Raw genomic sequence first — 17,025 nt, forward strand, 5'->3', positions numbered from 1 at the left:
CGGCCTAGCGGTCGGGCATGGATACACGAAGCGTGATCGCGCCGTCTTCCGGTATGCCTGATAATGCGTTACTCAGGATTTGTGCCGTGTCGAAGTTCATCAACGCTCCCCCGATTCCCTGGAACTGCGGAAGTAGTGCATTACCAATAACTTTGAGATCAGGCGCCCGCGTGTCCAGAAAGTTTTGGAGGCGCGCGAGGAACTTTTGAAACAGCTGAACGTTGTGCGGATTGTTCCAGGCGACAACATTCATCATGGCGGTAAATGCGCCCGATATTCCATCCCCTACAGCCCGCAACGGCGGCCCGATTTCTGCCAAAGTGGGGCCAACCCAGTCGGCATTACGCAGCAGATTTTGAAGATTGCCAAGAAGTTCCTGCCCTTTTCCGTCCATGCTCATCATCATGTTTCGGGTAAGCAAACTCGCGCGCGATAGGTTGGGTAGCACGCGGCCTGGATCCGGCAAGGAAGCGTCCGCTTCATTCAGGATCCTTTTGAGCTGCACAGGATCCATCTGGTTGAGTATGCGGACCACCGTGGCGACAAGTTGTGAGATCGAGGGCGGCACGGTTACCGCCTGCGCCGCGATGCGCTGACCGTCCGTCAGCACAGGGCCGTCATCGGACCGCGGCCGAAAGCCGACGTAGGCTTCACCGAGCGCAGAAAAATTATCCAGACGCACATCACTGTCGACGGGAACGTGCTGCCCGGGGTCGAGATAGAAATCGATGGTGGCATTGCTCACCGAGGTCGAAACACCGGTCACCTTGCCAATGGCCACACCGCGCAGCAGCACGCTGGAGCCAACCACCACACCTTCGCTATCCGGTACGTCCATCGTGAGATTGATGCGATTCTTCGGTAACCCCAGCCGGATACCGAACGACCCGATGTATGTAAGCGCGACCGCGATAATCATCGCGAACATTGCGAAGGACAGTATGTTCTTGGCGACTCTCATGGCGCTGCTCCCAGTATGCGCAGCACATCCTGTACGTTGCCAATCATTTCGCGCCCGTCGGGCCCGGATATCGAGGTGATGTTGATTGCGGGGTACTTATCGACGGGAAAGAAGTCCTCGATGAACAACTTTCGCCATTTAGGCGCTTCGTCTTCGAAGCTCCATTTGCTCTGTTGAACCGCCCCAACCGCATTGCTCAGCGACCTAAGTAACGGAACCAACCAGAACCCTCCGCTGTAAATACTCCCGACCGACGGAAGTACGGTGCCGATGTAGCTTGCGACCACTGTCGACCGGTCGAATCCCAGCATGCCTTCCGGCGAGAACCAGTACCTGTATGTAGGCAGGTTGCGGCTCATCACATCGGTAGTTCTCGATACGCCGTCAAGCCATTTGTCGACCATATCCACGTTGTTGGAAAGGTCCGCCAGGTCCACCGCAACCCGGCTCACCAGGTTGCGCAGGTCTTCTCGATTCGACGGGGTCACACGGTTGATGCCGATGATCGTGTCCTGCACCCGCTGGATCGCTCCACTGCCAACGAAGTTCGCCATGTTCGCCAACGTGTCCTCAAGCTGCGGCGGAGACACTGTTTGCGCCAAAGGGATTCGTCCGCCAGCGGTGACCGGTGGCGCCCCCTCACCTGACCGGAGACGTTCGAGCGCAACATAGGTATCACCGAGCACCGTTGATTGCTGCAGTGTGGCACTAACATTCGCCGGTATGTTGATGCCGGGATCGATCTGCGATGTCACATCAACGTGATTGCTTCTGAGATCGACCCTGGTGACCACCCCCACCGTGGCGCCGTCTTGGACCACTTTCGCACGATTCGGCAGATTCAGGACACTGGCAAATTCCAGAACGATGTCATAGCCGCCGCGATGGTTACCACCTGGCTGGGGTATCGCATTCACCGATAACGACGAACAAGAAACGACCAGCATGGCTGTCGCGGCTCCGGTAACCACTGTCCGGATTTGACGGGGGCTCATGAGTGGCTCGCCTGCTGCAGCACGTACTGCAGCAGCGCAACGTCAACGGCGTAGGGCTGGCCGTTGACGTCCGCACAGCTGCCGGGCATCGACGCATTCATCGCGCCGCAGAGCGCCAGCTTGTCGTGGGTGGCAACGCGGAACAGCGGGGGTCGGTAAGCGATGTTGAACGTGCCGAACTGTTTGGCGTTAAAGTGATTTGCCGCGGTGTTGATCCACCAGGGCACCCCATTGAACAAGCCGGCAAGGGCGTTGGCGTGCGGGCTGATTTTTCGGAGGGCGTTGCTCACTCTGTCCAATGTGATCTGCGTTTCGTCCCCGAGTCTGGATTCCAGTGTGGCGACCAACTCCATAAGTGGACCAACCTTTCCGATGGCGTCCGCACCGACCAGCCGAGTCGCGCCGTCCAGCGCAGTCACGATGTCTACGGTCGTGGTCGGCGCATCCAGCAGAATCTCCTTCATCGGCCCTGTGATGTCTTCCAACGCTGATGTCAGCTGCGCGGTGTTCCGAACGATCGAGCCGATGTTGCTGATCTGTCGATCGGGGCCATCGAGCAAGTCGGACGACACGGTCAGCAAGTGGCCGAACCCTGCTCCATTGTTGTGTGCCAATTGATCTAACCCACGAACTGTGTCTGCGATGTTCTCCGAGCCGCTGGAGTTGATGGCGCTGAGGAAGCTGTCCGCCGACCCAATGATCTCCGACAACGACTTCGGTGACACAGACCGATTGAGCGGGATACAACTGGCGGCGTTGAGCCGGGACCCTCCGGCGTAGTTGCCGACCAGTTCCAGCGAGCGATCCGCGAGGATTGAGGTGGACCGGATGACCGCCGTGACGTCGCCGGGGAATTCGCGTCCTCCGGTTACGGAGAAGCCGACGCGGACATGGCTGGGACCTGGCTGGATCGAGACGATTTTGCCTATGCGGTAACCCATCTGAGTAACAGGGTTACCTACATAGAGCCCGATCGCGTCAGGCATGAACGCACAGTAGGAGGCTTCATGCCGAGCTAGCGGTGCGCATGACGAGTTGGCTCCGATGGCCACGACCGCCATCGTGGCGGCCACCATGCAACGGAGAGTTCGACGAACCGCGATCGCATTCATCAGCAGCTGCTTCCGGACATCGGTATGCACAAATCGGTGGCGAGCAGCTCTGGACGTGCGTTCTGCGCGTCCAGGACGCGCTCGAGCTTGTCACGCACCCGGCGCAGTCGAGGGACGAGTCTGCTGTTGTTATCGACCCACCGACGAACCCGGTTCTGCCATTCGCGAACTTTCTGGATGAACTCCTCACGGTGGTTGACCCAGAATTTGCCGGTGGGAGCCAGGATCGCATCCGAGATGTCGCCCATGCCTTTCAGAGCGCCAGCGAATCCCTTGCCGTACAGCACAAGTGTCTGCTCCATGATCGAAATTTTCAGGATGAGATCCTTAAGCTTGTCGCGGTAGCCGGAGAGTGACTCGATGTATTCGTCCGACAAATCGAGGATCTGTGAGATCTGCCCCCGCTGCTTATCGATCGTCTCCGTCAGAGCATTGCCTGCGTTGACAACCGCCGATAGCGTCTCCACGTTGGTTCCGTTCAGGCCGGCCTGAATCTTGTCCAGTGATTCACGGATCGGCGTCGGATTGACGTTTTCGGTGATCTTGGTGGCACCGGCCAGTGCTTTCATCAGGTTGTAGGGCATGGTCACCCGTTCCAGCGGAATAGCCTTCTGCCCCAGCGGTTTGTCGCCCAGCGACACCAGGTTCACGTAGTAGCCACCGATCACCGTGAGCATCCGAACCTGAACTTGTGACTGATCGCCGACAAAGGCGTCCTTCGACACGCTCAGGCGTACCTGAACCTGGTTCGGCTCAATCGCGAGGCTGTCCACCTTTCCGACGGTGATGCCGGCGATGCGCACACTGTCGCCTAGCCGCACCGATGCGGCGTCGTCTGTGTAGAAAACCACCGGCCGATGATTGAGTGGGTTGACATAGATGATGCCGGCGGCCAGTGCCACCATCGCGACCATGCCTAGCGCAAGCAGGCCGACCATCGTCGGATTTGCGAGCTTCTTCAGCGATTGCACAGGATCACCCGTTGACCGTTCAGTAGTACGTCCATCGATTCAGGTAATTGCGCCCGTCCATGTGAGCACGGCACCGGGGTCCCGGGAGGCGCGGGCGGCTCGACGTTGTCCCAGATCACCGGTACGCGTTTGAACGCATCGCTGTAGTCGTCAAACACCGTGATCGCCCGGTCAATCCCCTTGTCCATGTCTGCTTTGCCTGGGGTGAATCCGGCATTGGCCAGCAGCTGAACGGTCACGGACGTGAACTCCGGCCCGTACAACTCCGACTTCCGGAACTCGTCGATCACCGCGAGCGCGTTGTCCACCGGCCGATTTACCCAGTCCAGGATCTGTAGCAGATCTCTGGAATGCCCACCGAACGTTTCCGCGATCGCGCTGAGGTTGCGCATCAAAGTTGCGATGACCTGCTGTCGATCGGCCACGAACTGGGTCAGTTTTCGGACGCTGTCCAGCATCGGTCCAAGACCAGTACCGTTGCCGTCCATAAACGAAGCGACATTGTCCGTAAAGTTGTCAATATCGCTGGGGCTCAAGGTCGCCAATACCGGTTGCAACCCGTTGAACAAGGTGGTGACGTCGAACGAAGAATGAGTCATGCTCAACGGAATTCGCGTCACCACGCTCTCATCGGGCCCCTCCTCGACGGGATCAGCGAGATCGAGATAGCGCAGCCCGGTCAGTGATTGGAACTTGATCGCCAGCCGAGTCTTGGACACCACGGCATAGCGCTTGTCCAGGCTCAGCTCTACCTCAGCGATACTCTGCCCCTCCTTGCGTGCCAGCCGTATGTCCTTGACCTTGCCCACACGCACCCCACGAAAGCGAACATCCGCATCCAGACGCAGGCCGGACGCATCAGTGAATTCTGCTGTATAGGAACGTGTTTCACTGGATACAGGTTGCCGCAGCACGTTGATGATCAAGATCAGCAGCACGGCCCCAATGGCACCGCTGACCATGAAACGCCACAGTGCAGCCTTGGGTTTGATCATGGGCCACCCATCGCACTAATCGGAGCCTGCACACCAGGTATCTGATCGAGCACGATATGGACCTGCAACGCGCGCTGTTCCGGTGATCCCCCATACAGCTTCTCGAAACGTGTCCGCAGTTCCACCAGGGTGTCGCTGAGGCCCGCGGGTGTCACCAAACCGGGCACCGTGTCAGTGAGAGTCCGGATCACGTTGACCACCGGAAGCAACTCGCCGGTGTGTGATGACAACAGCTTTCCGACAGCCCCGAAGAACCCCTTTGCGAGTAGATCAATGGACGGCAGGGCTCGTTTGTTCCAAAATTCTTCGGTGACAGGCATTCCGGGTTCGGCCACGACCGGGACAACAGCTTGCCCGGGCATCGCGTTCGCCGCGGAAACGTTGAACTTCACAAAACCCGAGCGCTGATTGAAGCCGTAACCTGCAACGGTTGCCGCCTCCACGAACCCCGGGAATGCCACACTGATTCCCGCCGTGTTTCTCAGCAGCTGCTCGGTGCTGACTGTCTGGACTGCCGCGACCGCACGGGCCGCCGTGATCACAGACTCGATCAGAGGATTGAGTCCATCGGTGTAGCGCGTGGCCCGGTTAATCACGTCAACAAGCTGCGGGGTCACCAGACCGTTGGTGATCTCGCCCGCTCGGTACAGCAGCGCCTGTAGCGTGAAGTTTCCTTGCGGCGTGGCGGTGATGTGCACCCCGTTGTGCAATGGCTTACCACCTTGGCCCGCGATCAAATTGATACCGGTTACGCCAAAGTAGTTGGCGGGACGGAAGTCCACGCCCATCGTGTCCGTCAATCCCGCGGTGGGGCCGGCCTCCAGGTCGACATCGAGCCGGACCCTGTCATTGGCGACGGTCGACACGCCGGCGACATTTCCGACAGTTACGCCGTGCATCATCATGGGGGCCCCCGCCGTCACCCCCTCACCGACGTACGGCAGGTCAATCACGATAGATAGGCGGTTCGCCGGCCGATCTGCCCACGGGTTGAAGGCAACACACAGCGCCAGTGCGGCAATACACAAGGCGACCGCAAGACCGATGATGCTCAGCCTGCGCGCTTCAGCCTCTGCTGACATGCGAAACAACACGGTGGCCCCCTACGCCTTGAACACGAATTCGGGTCGCAGGCCCCACAGCATGATGGTGGTCGCCAGGTCTAACACCAAGATGGTCACCAGGCTGGCGCGGATAGCCCGGCCCGATGACTCCCCGACACCTACGGGCCCTCCGGAGGCGAAATAGCCGTAGTAGCAATGAATTATCGTCACCGCGGTGCAGTAGGTGGCCGCTTTTATCAGCGAGGCACCGATATCATGCGGGGTGAGAAACTCGACGAAGTAGTGATTGTAGGTGCCGCCCGGCTGGCCGTAGAAAACGCGAATCACGATGTCACACGTCACGAAACTGACCACCAGCGCCAGCAGATATCCCGGTACGACACACATCAATCCACCGATGAGGCGGGTACCGACCACAAACGGGATCGACCTCAGTCCCATGGCTTCGGTGGCGTCGATTTCCTCCGCGATCCGCATGGAGCCGATCTCCGCGGTCATCCGGCAACCCGCCTGAGAAGCGAACGCCACTCCAGCGACCAGCGGAGCCATCTCACGGACATTCCCCCACCCGCCGATGATGCCGGCGAGTGCCCCAAGCCCCATCAGATTCATGATGGAGAATGCCTCGATCGCTGCCATGCCACCGACCGCGATGCCAAGTACCGCAAGCACACTGATCACGCCGCCATCGACAATGACCGAACCCCGGCCCCACGCCAGGTTGTTCATCACCCGTAACGTCTCACGCCGGTACAAACGCACCGTAACCGGAAGCAACCACACCGTCTGTGCAATAAACGTCACCCACTGCCCGGTGGCGCGGAAAGGCTCGAGCAGCGCCATCGGGATTTTGTGTCCGATGCCGACACGTCGCGCGGGTAGCGCGTCGAGACGATGCTGCGGCTGGCCGGCCATCTACGCCACCACCATCGGGAAGAACATCGTCTGCAACTGAGTGATCGCAAGATTGACCGCCACAATGCAGATCACATTCAGGACCACCGCGGCGTTCACGGCATCGGCAACACCCCGCGGACCGCCCTTGGCCTCCATGCCTCGCTGGCAGGAGACCACCCCCACAATCGCGGCAAAAATGAAGCCCTTGCCGAGGGTGAACCAAAGATCGATCACCTTGGTAAACGACCCGAAGGACAACCAAAAACTTCCTGGTGTCACGCCATTGAACGCGGTCGCAATCACGAATGCCGCCCCAACACCCATCGCGATGATGATCACGACCAGAATCGGCGTGACCAGCAGCAACGCCAGAACGCGCGGCACCACAAGTCGTTGCACAGGGTCAATTCCCAGCGACCGCAAGGCATCGAGTTCCTCGCGAATCGCTCTGGCCCCGAAGTCAGACGCGATCGCGGCGGCGGCAGCACCGCCCATCAGCAGGCCGGCTGTCAGTGGCGCCCCCTGCCGCAGCACGGCCACACCCGTGACCGACCCCACCAATGAATTGGCTCCGACTTGGTTGACGAGGCCTGAGATCTGCACAGCCACCATGCCGCCGAAAGGGATCGCCATCAATATCGCCGGCACGGCCGTCACCTTCAACAAAAGCCAGGCCTGAACGATGAGTTCGCTGAACGGCAGCCGCCCTGACAGTGCATCGGTCGCGGTGTACCTGAGCACCTGGGCGGCCAGGATCACACTGCGACCGGTCGTTGTGGCGCTACGTATCGGCACAGAGCCGACCTTCGCGGCCCCGCTCCTAACCAATTGCTCCACCGAGGCGAGGCCCATTGGAGCAATATAATGCTATAAATTAATTAAGGGAAGCCTTACCTGACACTCTGCCGGAGGGGGGCCGGCGCCCCCTCCGCCATTCCGGGATGCGGGTACCAGACGCACCATCACTTCGCACTCACCGTTGAGCGCATCGGGCACGATTGACACCGAGTACTGGGACGCGAGCGCCGGTGAGGTCAAGGCAAGTGCCTCCTCGATGGCACCGCGCTGTATTCCGCTGGCAATTTCCGGATGTGTGAGAGCAATCTCGCGCAGCGGGCACGAGCAGATCTTTAGCTCGTGCTCGCCGAAGATACTGGTGACCGTGGATACGCGGAATCCGAGCTGGCTGAGGATCTCGAGCGCCACGCTGGCCGGGTCCGGTACGTCAATCTGAAGGATGTGGGCGGAATGGTTCCGCGCCCAGATTCTCCCGGCATTTGCTGCGAGCTGTTCGCGTGCCGCCTCTGTACTACCGAACTGATCAAGAAGGAGAGGTAGGAAGGTGAAAAGCCGCGAGCGCGGGGCCGCCTCGTAGTGTGCCGGTGGCCGGCCTCGCCCCGAGCTGCTGCCAGGTACGACATTGACGGCACCCGAGGAGATCAGCTTCGCGAGGTGAAAACGCACGGTCGTAACATGCAGGCCTACCTGCTCGGCAAGCATCTGGACGCTCATCGGCGCCGGCGCTTCAAGCAAGGCATCAAGGATGACGTTGCGTCGGACATGTTCACCGGCATAAGCAGCCCGGGCCGGGATGACTTCTTCTATATCGCGCTCAGTGTCCGATTCCATCATTTACCAGTCAAACTCATCGGTGTGCCCACTGCCTGACCGGGTGCCTCCAGATGGGATGTCTGTACCGCGACATGGAGACACGACCTGCAGAGAGCCGAACTGTCCTCAGGATCTATCGTGGCACACAATTCTCCACACACCCTGCAATCAAGATCTGCAATGTTGCCCGGATGGTTAATAGCAGAAAATTTCTACTATTAACAGCGCGCGGGCTACGACGATGCGGATTTGGGCCGAGGCCGCAGCGCCTGCACCAGGTAGTCGATGCCGGTTATGAGGGTGAGAGCCACCGCCAGCCCCATCAGGACCGCAGCGGCGGTGTGCCAATGACCGGTCAGCGGCAGCAGATACCCGGCGATCGCCAGGGACTGCACCATGGTCTTGAGCTTGCCGCCACGATTGGCCGGGATCACCCCATGGCGGAGCACCGAGAAACGCAGCACCGTGATCCCGATCTCGCGCACCAGGATGACCGCGGTAACCCACCACGCAAGATCTCCGAGCACGCTGAGCCCTACCAGTGCCGCACCGACGAGCGCCTTGTCGGCGATCGGGTCGGCAAGCTGGCCGAACGGGGTGACCAGGCCGTACCGGCGGGCCAGCACGCCGTCGTAGCGGTCGGTGGCGATGGCCAGCGCGAACACCCCGAAAGCAGCGATGCGCCAGGAGGATTCGTGCCCACCCGCGGTGAACAGGACAGCGATGAACACCGGTACGAGCAGAATGCGCAGCACTGTCAGGATGTTGGCAATGTTCACCACCGGCACCGGCGCAGCCGAAGCCTCGGAATCAGGCTGGGTTTCCGGTGGCATCGGCACGTCAAACACCCTATCTGTTCTAGGGCTAGCTACTGTTCACGCATGAGCGCTGAAGGTACATCCGGCATCTCGACTAACACGGCTCCCGCGGTGACCGTTCGTCGTGCCCGTACCTCCGATGTGCCCGCTATCAAGGCGCTCGTCGACGTCTATGCCGGGCGCATCCTGCTGGAAAAGAACCTTGTGACGCTGTACGAGGCAGTTCAGGAGTTCTGGGTGGCCGAGTTCGACGGGGACGTCGTGGGCTGTGGCGCCCTGCATGTGCTGTGGTCCGATCTCGGTGAGGTACGCACCATCGCGGTGCACCCCCGGCTCAAGGGCTCGGGGGTTGGGCACGCGATTGTCAGCCGCCTGCTCGATGTCGCCAGGGAACTTGAACTCAAAAGAGTCTTCGTGCTGACCTTCGAAGTCGACTTCTTCACCAAACACGGATTCCGCGAGATCGATGGCACCCCGGTGACGGCCGAGGTCTACGAGGAGATGTGCCGGTCCTACGACACCGGTGTGGCCGAGTTCCTCGACCTGAGCTACGTGAAGCCGAACACGCTGGGCAACACTCGCATGCTCGCCCACCTCTGATTTCTGCGCATCGGGCATTCTCGGCGCGATCGTCGGCCATGATCGAGGCATGCCACGACTGCGCCAGGTGTCCCGTGCCGAAACCGACGACCGCCTTGTCCATCGGATGTACGACCAGATCTTCGGTGATCGCGATCCGGTCTCCGATCCCGGCACCACCACAGGCACACCGGGTGACTGGTGGACGGTCTTCGCGCTCGTGCCCGAGGCGCTGAAGCACTCGGTTCAGGGTTTCGCGTTCTACCGCAGTCCCGATCGCAAGCTGGACCCCGTTCTGCGTGAGCTTGGTCAAACCCGCGCCGGCTGGGCGCGCCGCAGCCAGTTTGTGTTCTCCCAGCATTGCAAGTCGTGCCGCATGGTGGGTATGTCCGAGGAGATGATCGCCGCGATCCCGTCGTGGAGTACCGCCGATTGCTTCACCGCAGCGCAGCGAGCCGTGCTGGCCTACACGGACTGCCTGGTTCTCGACGGGGGCCGGGTGCCCGACGGGATCTTCGCCGCGTTGAAGGCCCACCTCTCCGATGAAGAGATCCTGGAACTCACCTACATCACGGCCATGTATGAAATGCATGCGGTGATGAGCACGGCCTTGCGTCTGGAATGGGACAACCGCGACGAGCCGATCGTGGAGATCGCCGCCCCCGAGGGATTCACATCCTTCGATGTAGGCGACGCCATCGCACTGCGGCGCGACGAGAACGCTTAGAAGTCTTCGGGCACCGCGCCGTCGTCTTCTTCTTCCTCGTCGGCTCCCCCGCCGCCGCGGATCGACGCCATCACACTGCCGAGATCCTCGGGTTTCACCATGACCTCGCGCGCCTTGGATCCCTCACTGGGGCCGACGATTCCGCGCGTCTCCATTAGGTCCATGAGGCGACCCGCCTTGGCGAAACCGACCCGCAGCTTGCGCTGCAGCATCGAGGTCGAGCCGAACTGACTCGACACCACGAGCTCGACGGCCTGCAAGAAGGCGTCCATGTCGTCGCCGATGTCGGGGTCGACGTCTTCTTTACCGGGACCGCCACCGACCTTGGTCGCGGTGACACCCTCGGTATAGTCGGGCTCGGCCTGTTCCTTGGCCGCCGACACCACCGCGCTGATCTCCTCGTCGGTGATGAAGGCGCCCTGCATGCGAATTGGCCGCCCGGCGCCCATCGGCAGGAACAGCCCGTCACCCATACCGATGAGCTTCTCGGCACCGGGTTGGTCCAGGATGACACGGCTGTCCGTCAGCGATGACGTCGCAAAGGCAAGCCGCGAAGGCACATTCGTCTTGATCAGACCGGTGACCACGTCCACCGACGGACGCTGGGTGGCCAGCACCAGGTGGATACCGGCCGCGCGCGCCTTCTGGGTGATGCGGACGATGGCGTCCTCGACGTCACGAGGCGCGGTCATCATGAGGTCGGCCAACTCGTCGACGACGGCGAGAATGAAGGGGTACGGACGGTACTCACGCTGGCTGCCCAGCGGGGTGGTGATCTCGCCGGAGCGCACCTTCGCGTTGAAGTCGTTGATGTGCCGCACCCGGCTGGCCTGCATGTCCTGGTATCGCTGCTCCATCTCCTCGACCAGCCAGGCCAGGGCGGCCGCAGCCTTCTTCGGCGAGGTGATGATCGGGGTGATCAGGTGCGGAATACCTTCGTAGGGTGTCAGTTCCACCATCTTCGGGTCGATCAGGATCATCCTGACCTCCTCCGGAGTGGCGCGGGCCAGCAGTGAGACGAGCATCGAGTTGACGAAGCTCGACTTACCCGAACCGGTGGAACCGGCAACCAGCAAGTGCGGCATCTTGGCCAGGTTGGCGGAAATGAAGTCGCCCTCGATGTCCTTGCCCAGGCCGATCAACAGCGGATGGTGATCCGTGCGGGTTTCGGGTGCGGTCAGCACATCGGCCAGTCGCACCATCTCCCGATCGGTATTCGGCACCTCGATGCCGACCGCCGACTTACCGGGGATCGGCGCGAGCAAGCGCACGCTGTCGGTGGCCACCGCATACGCGATATTGCGTTGCAGGGCGGTGATTTTCTCCACCTTGACGCCGGGGCCGAGCTCAACCTCGTAGCGCGTGACGGTGGGACCACGGTTGAAACCGGTGACCGCCGCGTCGACCTTGAATTGTTCGAGCACTCCGGTGATCGCGGCGATCATGTCGTCGTTCGCCGCGCTGCTTTCCTTCGGGGGATCTCCCGCGATGAGCAGATCGAGCGAGGGCAGCACGTAGGGGCCCTCGACCACCCGATCGACAACGGGCATCTGTGGTTTCGGCTTGGACTTCTTGGTCGACTTGACCACGGGCGCCGGCTTGGGAGCCGGGGCGGCGGGCGGCTCCGGGGCCGCCGCCTCTTCCTCAAGCGGGTAGTTGTCCATCGGGGTGGCACCGCGCGTGAATTCACGCGTCGCCTCGTAGTCGTCTTCGGGTTCGTAGTCCTCTACGTAGTCCTCGTCGTCCCACTCCTCGTCCCATTCGTCGTAGTCCCTGGGCGAGAACATGTTCCGAAGGGTGTCCGGGATGTCGCGGATCGTGGTGCCGGTCAGCAGCAGCACCCCGAAGACGATCGCCATCACGAGCAGCGGCGCGGCGATCCACGCGGTGAGGCCTTGCGCGAGGGGCCCGCCGATCACGAAGCCTACGAATCCTCCCGCGTCCGCTCGCCCCTCTGGGGAATCGGGGGAACCTGCGAACAGATGCCACAGACCCAGGATCGGCAGCGCGACCATGGCGAAGCCCAGTAGCAGGCGCGGACGCTCCTCCGGGTTCGGCTCGGTGCGCATCAGGAACACGGCGATGACGACTGCGATGATTGGCACCAGCGCAACACCGGATCCCACGACCGCGCGGAAGACATCGTCGATCCAGCCGCCTACCGGCTTGGCGGCGTGGAACCATGAGCTCGCGCCCACCACGAACGCCAGGCCCAGCAACGCCAGCGCGACACCATCGCGCCGGTGACCGTGTTCGATGTCGTGAGCCCTGCCCACGGACCGGAACAGCGTCCCCACGCCATGGGCGCAGGCATGCCACCCGCTACGCGCCCCTCGGCCCAATGCCACCAGCGGCGTCGTCCAATGCTGGTTACGACGCTGATTACGCCGACGCGGTGCCGGACGACGGGTCGGCGCGGTGTTACGCGACCGGGGTCCCGATTTGGTGTTCCGGCCACGCGAACGGCTGACAGTCTTACTCGCCATGGCGACAGCCTAGTCGCAACAGCCACATCTGCACCATCTGCAACACGGCTAAAACCGCTAGTAAGCAAATGTTTTGTCACCTACGCGAGGCCGCCCCGAGACGGTCTCGTGACCTACGAAACCCGGCTCAGCGCTCGGGACGCGGCTTGGTCTCGCCCAGCCAGGACTGATTCGCCCCGATATAGAACTGATCGCCATTGAAGCTGCTCGCCGAGTGACCCCGGAAGCAGTAAACGCCCTGATCCTTGGTGACTGCGCATTTGACGGCACGGTAGTTGAAGTAGTTACCGGGCGTGAGTACCGGCGGACGCGTCGCCGGAGTGAACAGCGCGTCATTGGTGATGTCGAAATGAGCACGCCAATCGCCCGGGAACCAGGCGACTTGGTTCGTACCGGCCGGCGCCCCGGGGAATGAGCCGTTGCAGCCGAAGCTTCCGTCGATCCAGATGGCACACGTCAACCCACGTGGCGTCGAAAACCACGCTCCGTCGGTGTCATCACGCAAGAACTGTTCGAAGTCGGCCTGTTTGAACTTGGAGGCGTTATTGACGTCGGGATAGGGATTCGGGTCCCCGGGGATGTCTGGATCAGCCATCGCGAAGGCCAGCGATCCGGCAGTAAGTCCCAGCGCCAGCGCGATGAGTGCCACCATCCGAGTCAGCAGCCGCATTCCAAGCCCTCCCGATATTCGTGGTTACTGAGTCAGCAAAATAGCGAGGCCGATTGTATTGACGCCGTCGATCCGGCGCGGGAAAACCGGCCAGACACTTGACAATGAGTGTTGCCAACATGCCCGTGCGCTCGCTAGCCTTTCCCCATGAGTGGCAATGGCGCCCTATCGCCGGTCAGCACGCATCCCAATGACTACTACTGGCGGGCAGGCATGAACCTGCGCCCCGCACCCGCCCGGCTGCGCTTCGATGCGATGTGGACCCAATCTCGCAGAGACATCCTCGCGCCGTGGATGGACTTCCACGAGATTCCCAGGGAAACGGCGCGTACCCGGCTGCTCGCCGATCACCTCTGGCAGGGCGACGAGCTGATGGATGCGGTCGTGGACCGCATCCGGAAGATGCCCGCGCGTCAGGGGCGGGCGATGCTGACCCGGGCCCTTGACCACGGCATCGAATCGATAGAAAACCCGCCGGCAGAATTTGTCGCGTTGTTCGCGCAGCTCGATAATCCACCCCCGTGGTACGACCCCGCACTCTGGGAGCGGGGCCGCCAGCTATGGAACAACTCCTCCTTGGCGGCCAAGTTCGGCATGGGGTTCGGCGACACCTTCGGCACCTTTGTGGGCGATGAGGTCGCATACGCAACCGGAGCGACCGGAAGATTCGTCAACGACACCCTGCGGAGAAATCTGGAGACCACCGCGTGGTTCCGCAAGATGACCTATCGCGGAGCCCTGGAACGCTTTTCACAACCTTTCAAGGACACTGTCCTGGTTCGGCTGATGCACGCACAAGTGCGCGCGGGGCTGCGACGCTCCTGGGGCGACGAACAGTTCGCCCACCACGGCAACCCGATCTCCAATTCGATGATGATGGGTGCCGCGATGACCTTCGGGCTCATCCCGCCACTGATCGACCATCAGCACGGGCGCACCCGCAGCATGGCCGATCTGGAAGCAGCCGTGATGTATTGGGCATACATCGCCTACGTATTCGGCGTCGCCGAGGAGCTGATCCCGAAATCCGTGGCCGAGGGCATGGAGACGATGGACTACATGGTCGCCTACGCCGGCGGCCCCTCGGAATGGACCGACGTCATGATGACTGCGGCATTCGGCTTCGTGGACAAGGGAATTGCCGGGCGGATCGGCCGAATGGTCTTCACCCCGGTTCTGGGTGTCGCCGCCTATTACGGCGGCGAGGATCTTGTGCGGGCGCTTGTGCGCGCTACTCCCCTGCGCGACGCCCGCCTCCAACCGTGGACCACGCTGACCGGCCTCGCGGTGCACGCCAACGTCCAGATGCGGCGGCTCACGGACAGGCTGCCGGGCGCTGAACGGCGTGCACAACAACGCAATGGCGAACTGTTGTGGTGGTCCGCGACGGTGATCAATCAGGCACTGGCCAGGCTCGGTGGAATGCGGGATACGTCCTACACCCACCACGACGCCACGGCGGCGACACCGGCCGGATGCCCGGTGCCGCACGCCCCGCGCGTCGGCGCCTAACGACCACGGACTAAAACTGCAGTACCGCCTTGACAGCGTCACCGCGCCGACTCGCGTCCACCGCATCGTTGATTTTCTCGAAGGGGTAGGTGGTGACCAACCTGTCGATGGGGAACGCGCCTGCAAGGTAATGGTCGATGAGCCGCGGGATGAAGGTGCGGGGCACCGCATCGCCCTCGGTGACACCGCGCAACGTCTGCCCGCGCACCACCATTTTCGACTGATCCAGCTCGATCGGCACAGAGGCCCCCTGCAGGCCTATGGTGGCGCACACTCCGGGCGAGGCAAGGCTCGCGATGGCCGCCCGGAGTACCCCGGGTTTGCCGATGCAATCCACGGAATAGTCAACGCCCCCAGCGGTCGTCGTCTTCACCTCCTCGGGAGCTACCGCAGCGGTCGCGCCGAGCTCCAGTGCCAGGGCACGGCGCTGCGGCATCGGGTCCACTGCCACGATCCGCGCGCATCCGGCAAGTTTGGCGGCCATTACCGCCGACAGGCCGACCGATCCGGTGGCAAAGACTGCAATGGACGATCCCGGCTCTGGCCGCAGCGCATTGAGCACGGTCCCGGCTCCCGTCTGCACCCCGCACCCCAGTGGCGCAAGCAGCTCGACGGGAACATCGGCCCGCACCGGTACCACTGTGTGAGCAGCGGCTAGTGCGTACGTCGCGAAGGATGACTGACCGCAGAAACGTGCGCGAATGGCGCCTCCCATGCCTCGCATGCCTGCGGTGCCGTCCATGCGTAAACCGCTCAGATTGAGGGAGCCGGAGTTAGCGCAGTAGGCCATTCGCCCACGATTACAGTTGGTGCACGCGCCACACCAGTTGAAACTCATCACCACTCGGTCACCGACCGCGATATCGACCACTGCATCTCCGATGGCCTCGACAGTGCCGGCACCCTCGTGGCCCAGCACCATGGGCAACTGAGCGGAGGTTGCGCTGCCACCGACGACTATGTCGGAATGGCAGATGCCGCTGGCCTCCAAGCGCACCAGAACCTCATCCGGACCTGGCGATTCGATCTCTGCGGTCTCCAGCGAGTAACGGCCGGCAGGTTCACGCAACACCGCGGCTCGCACGGACACGGGTGGTTGGTGCGAGCGAAACTCCAGGCGTCGTGGAGATGCCCCGGCCGGCAGCCGCTCGAGATAGAAATACCCCGGCTTGGAACCACCTGTGCGCTCCATCGCGCCGATGAGAATGTCATTCGAGACACCCCGAAAGTGATCGGCCATGGGTTGATCGAGGTACTGCATGGTGGCCGTGGAGGAACCCCGATACTCGACGTCGCGCAGTCTTGCCCCACCGAACAGGTCGTTGACGAATCGTCGTCCGGACGCATCGGCACACACAATCGGTGCGACGTCATCCGCAGAGCCGAAGAACTTTCCCACCCAATGGACGGAAGCGAGCTGCGCCTCGACGGCGTGCCCTAGCCCAAAGACGCCACCCCGCCAGTCCCCGAGGACGTCCGCAACCTGGAGCGGGACGGCATTCTCATAAAGCGAGTCCAGTTCGTCGAACGAAGGCGGAGTATCGCGGGCGACTATGGCGCGAAATTGCTGTTCGATGGTCATAGCCGCAACCATAGATCGATCTATGGTTGCGGTCAATAGACTAGT

At 61.9% G+C, this 17,025-nt stretch carries 16 protein-coding genes; 3 read left to right on the forward strand and 13 right to left on the reverse strand.

All coding sequences use genetic code 11. The features are described from left to right. Positions 1 to 4 precede the first annotated feature (4 nt). The 10 genes from BB28_RS15165 to pgsA all read right to left on the reverse strand — a co-directional run bounded on the left by BB28_RS15165 (position 5) and on the right by pgsA (position 9,445). Positions 5 to 961, reverse strand: coding sequence for an MlaD family protein (locus BB28_RS15165; protein WP_046254098.1), 957 nt, complete (start codon positions 959 to 961; stop codon positions 5 to 7). Then, positions 958 to 1,908, reverse strand: a complete 951-nt coding sequence (locus BB28_RS15170) for an MlaD family protein (protein WP_046254099.1) — start codon at positions 1,906 to 1,908, stop codon at positions 958 to 960. Before BB28_RS15170 ends, BB28_RS15165 begins: the two co-directional genes overlap by 4 nt. A 44-nt stretch (positions 1,909 to 1,952) precedes the next feature. Further along, on the reverse strand, positions 1,953 to 3,098 hold the full coding sequence (locus BB28_RS15175) for an MlaD family protein (RefSeq protein WP_419894504.1): 1,146 nt from the start codon (positions 3,096 to 3,098) through the stop codon (positions 1,953 to 1,955). Continuing rightward, positions 3,068 to 4,006 (reverse strand): MlaD family protein, encoded by a 939-nt coding sequence (locus BB28_RS15180; protein ID WP_109550732.1) that lies wholly within the window; start codon positions 4,004 to 4,006, stop codon positions 3,068 to 3,070. Before BB28_RS15180 ends, BB28_RS15175 begins: the two co-directional genes overlap by 31 nt. A gap of 20 nt (positions 4,007 to 4,026) precedes the next feature. Further along, positions 4,027 to 5,034 carry an MlaD family protein gene (locus tag BB28_RS15185; RefSeq protein ID WP_046254100.1) on the reverse strand — a complete coding sequence of 336 codons (1,008 nt, stop codon included), beginning with the start codon at positions 5,032 to 5,034 and terminating at the stop codon, positions 4,027 to 4,029. After that, positions 5,031 to 6,116 carry an MlaD family protein gene (locus BB28_RS15190; protein WP_046254101.1) on the reverse strand — a complete coding sequence of 362 codons (1,086 nt, stop codon included), beginning with the start codon at positions 6,114 to 6,116 and terminating at the stop codon, positions 5,031 to 5,033. Before BB28_RS15190 ends, BB28_RS15185 begins: the two co-directional genes overlap by 4 nt. A gap of 21 nt (positions 6,117 to 6,137) precedes the next feature. After that, complete coding sequence (locus BB28_RS15195; protein ID WP_046255869.1) at positions 6,138 to 6,941, reverse strand: MlaE family ABC transporter permease; 804 nt, start codon at positions 6,939 to 6,941, stop codon at positions 6,138 to 6,140. A 72-nt stretch (positions 6,942 to 7,013) separates the two neighbouring features. Next, positions 7,014 to 7,847 carry an MlaE family ABC transporter permease gene (locus tag BB28_RS15200; RefSeq protein WP_078313544.1) on the reverse strand — a complete coding sequence of 278 codons (834 nt, stop codon included), beginning with the start codon at positions 7,845 to 7,847 and terminating at the stop codon, positions 7,014 to 7,016. 15 nt (positions 7,848 to 7,862) lie between these two features. Then, positions 7,863 to 8,627, reverse strand: a complete 765-nt coding sequence (locus tag BB28_RS15205) for a helix-turn-helix transcriptional regulator (RefSeq protein ID WP_109550699.1) — start codon at positions 8,625 to 8,627, stop codon at positions 7,863 to 7,865. 212 nt (positions 8,628 to 8,839) lie between these two features. After that, the gene (gene pgsA / locus BB28_RS15215) at positions 8,840 to 9,445 is read right to left on the reverse strand and encodes a CDP-diacylglycerol--glycerol-3-phosphate 3-phosphatidyltransferase (protein ID WP_052740247.1); all 606 of its coding nucleotides are present in this window, start codon (positions 9,443 to 9,445) and stop codon (positions 8,840 to 8,842) included. Between the two features lie 42 nt (positions 9,446 to 9,487). Between pgsA and BB28_RS15220 the strand changes: the two genes are divergently transcribed. Together BB28_RS15220 and BB28_RS15225 are read left to right on the forward strand one after the other, a co-directional pair. Further along, entirely contained in the window at positions 9,488 to 10,024 is a 537-nt protein-coding gene (locus BB28_RS15220) for an amino-acid N-acetyltransferase (RefSeq protein ID WP_046254103.1), read from the forward strand. 49 nt (positions 10,025 to 10,073) lie between these two features. After that, positions 10,074 to 10,730 (forward strand): carboxymuconolactone decarboxylase family protein, encoded by a 657-nt coding sequence (locus BB28_RS15225; RefSeq protein ID WP_030093867.1) that lies wholly within the window; start codon positions 10,074 to 10,076, stop codon positions 10,728 to 10,730. Here BB28_RS15225 and BB28_RS15230 read toward each other — a convergent pair. Both BB28_RS15230 and BB28_RS15235 read right to left on the reverse strand, forming a co-directional pair. Next, the gene (locus BB28_RS15230; RefSeq protein WP_046254104.1) at positions 10,727 to 13,216 is read right to left on the reverse strand and encodes an FtsK/SpoIIIE family DNA translocase; all 2,490 of its coding nucleotides are present in this window, start codon (positions 13,214 to 13,216) and stop codon (positions 10,727 to 10,729) included. The genes BB28_RS15225 and BB28_RS15230 overlap by 4 nt on opposite strands. Positions 13,217 to 13,343: 127 nt before the next feature. Beyond that, on the reverse strand, positions 13,344 to 13,886 hold the full coding sequence (locus BB28_RS15235) for a hypothetical protein (protein ID WP_046254105.1): 543 nt from the start codon (positions 13,884 to 13,886) through the stop codon (positions 13,344 to 13,346). Between the two features lie 147 nt (positions 13,887 to 14,033). On the opposite strand from BB28_RS15235, the gene BB28_RS15240 reads away from it, so the two are divergent. Continuing rightward, positions 14,034 to 15,398, forward strand: a complete 1,365-nt coding sequence (locus tag BB28_RS15240; RefSeq protein WP_046254106.1) for an oxygenase MpaB family protein — start codon at positions 14,034 to 14,036, stop codon at positions 15,396 to 15,398. Between the two features lie 10 nt (positions 15,399 to 15,408). Here BB28_RS15240 and BB28_RS15245 read toward each other — a convergent pair whose 3' ends face one another. Beyond that, positions 15,409 to 16,980: an alcohol dehydrogenase catalytic domain-containing protein gene (locus BB28_RS15245; protein WP_161581975.1), complete on the reverse strand. Its 1,572-nt coding sequence runs from the start codon at positions 16,978 to 16,980 to the stop codon at positions 15,409 to 15,411. Between the last annotated feature and the right edge of the window lie 45 nt (positions 16,981 to 17,025).

This window comes from Mycobacteroides chelonae CCUG 47445 (assembly GCF_001632805.1).
Taxonomy (GTDB): domain Bacteria; phylum Actinomycetota; class Actinomycetes; order Mycobacteriales; family Mycobacteriaceae; genus Mycobacterium; species Mycobacterium chelonae.

Excerpts from the sequence above, each read along its gene's own strand:
- BB28_RS15165 (WP_046254098.1), bottom strand. The coding sequence starts at position 961 with ATGAGAGTCGCCAAGAACATACTGTCCTTCGCAATGTTCGCGATGATT.
- BB28_RS15170 (WP_046254099.1), bottom strand. The coding sequence starts at position 1,908 with ATGCTGGTCGTTTCTTGTTCGTCGTTATCGGTGAATGCGATACCCCAG.
- BB28_RS15180 (WP_109550732.1), bottom strand. The coding sequence starts at position 4,006 with ATGGTCGGCCTGCTTGCGCTAGGCATGGTCGCGATGGTGGCACTGGCC.
- BB28_RS15185 (WP_046254100.1), bottom strand. The coding sequence starts at position 5,034 with ATGATCAAACCCAAGGCTGCACTGTGGCGTTTCATGGTCAGCGGTGCC.
- BB28_RS15190 (WP_046254101.1), bottom strand. The coding sequence starts at position 6,116 with ATGTCAGCAGAGGCTGAAGCGCGCAGGCTGAGCATCATCGGTCTTGCG.
- BB28_RS15195 (WP_046255869.1), bottom strand. The coding sequence starts at position 6,941 with ATGGCGCTGCTCGAGCCTTTCCGCGCCACCGGGCAGTGGGTGACGTTT.
- BB28_RS15200 (WP_078313544.1), bottom strand. The coding sequence starts at position 7,847 with ATGGGCCTCGCCTCGGTGGAGCAATTGGTTAGGAGCGGGGCCGCGAAG.
- BB28_RS15205 (WP_109550699.1), bottom strand. The coding sequence starts at position 8,627 with ATGATGGAATCGGACACTGAGCGCGATATAGAAGAAGTCATCCCGGCC.
- BB28_RS15220 (WP_046254103.1), top strand. The coding sequence starts at position 9,488 with ATGAGCGCTGAAGGTACATCCGGCATCTCGACTAACACGGCTCCCGCG.
- BB28_RS15225 (WP_030093867.1), top strand. The coding sequence starts at position 10,074 with ATGCCACGACTGCGCCAGGTGTCCCGTGCCGAAACCGACGACCGCCTT.
- BB28_RS15230 (WP_046254104.1), bottom strand. The coding sequence starts at position 13,216 with ATGGCGAGTAAGACTGTCAGCCGTTCGCGTGGCCGGAACACCAAATCG.
- BB28_RS15235 (WP_046254105.1), bottom strand. The coding sequence starts at position 13,886 with ATGCGGCTGCTGACTCGGATGGTGGCACTCATCGCGCTGGCGCTGGGA.
- BB28_RS15240 (WP_046254106.1), top strand. The coding sequence starts at position 14,034 with ATGAGTGGCAATGGCGCCCTATCGCCGGTCAGCACGCATCCCAATGAC.
- BB28_RS15245 (WP_161581975.1), bottom strand. The coding sequence starts at position 16,980 with ATGACCATCGAACAGCAATTTCGCGCCATAGTCGCCCGCGATACTCCG.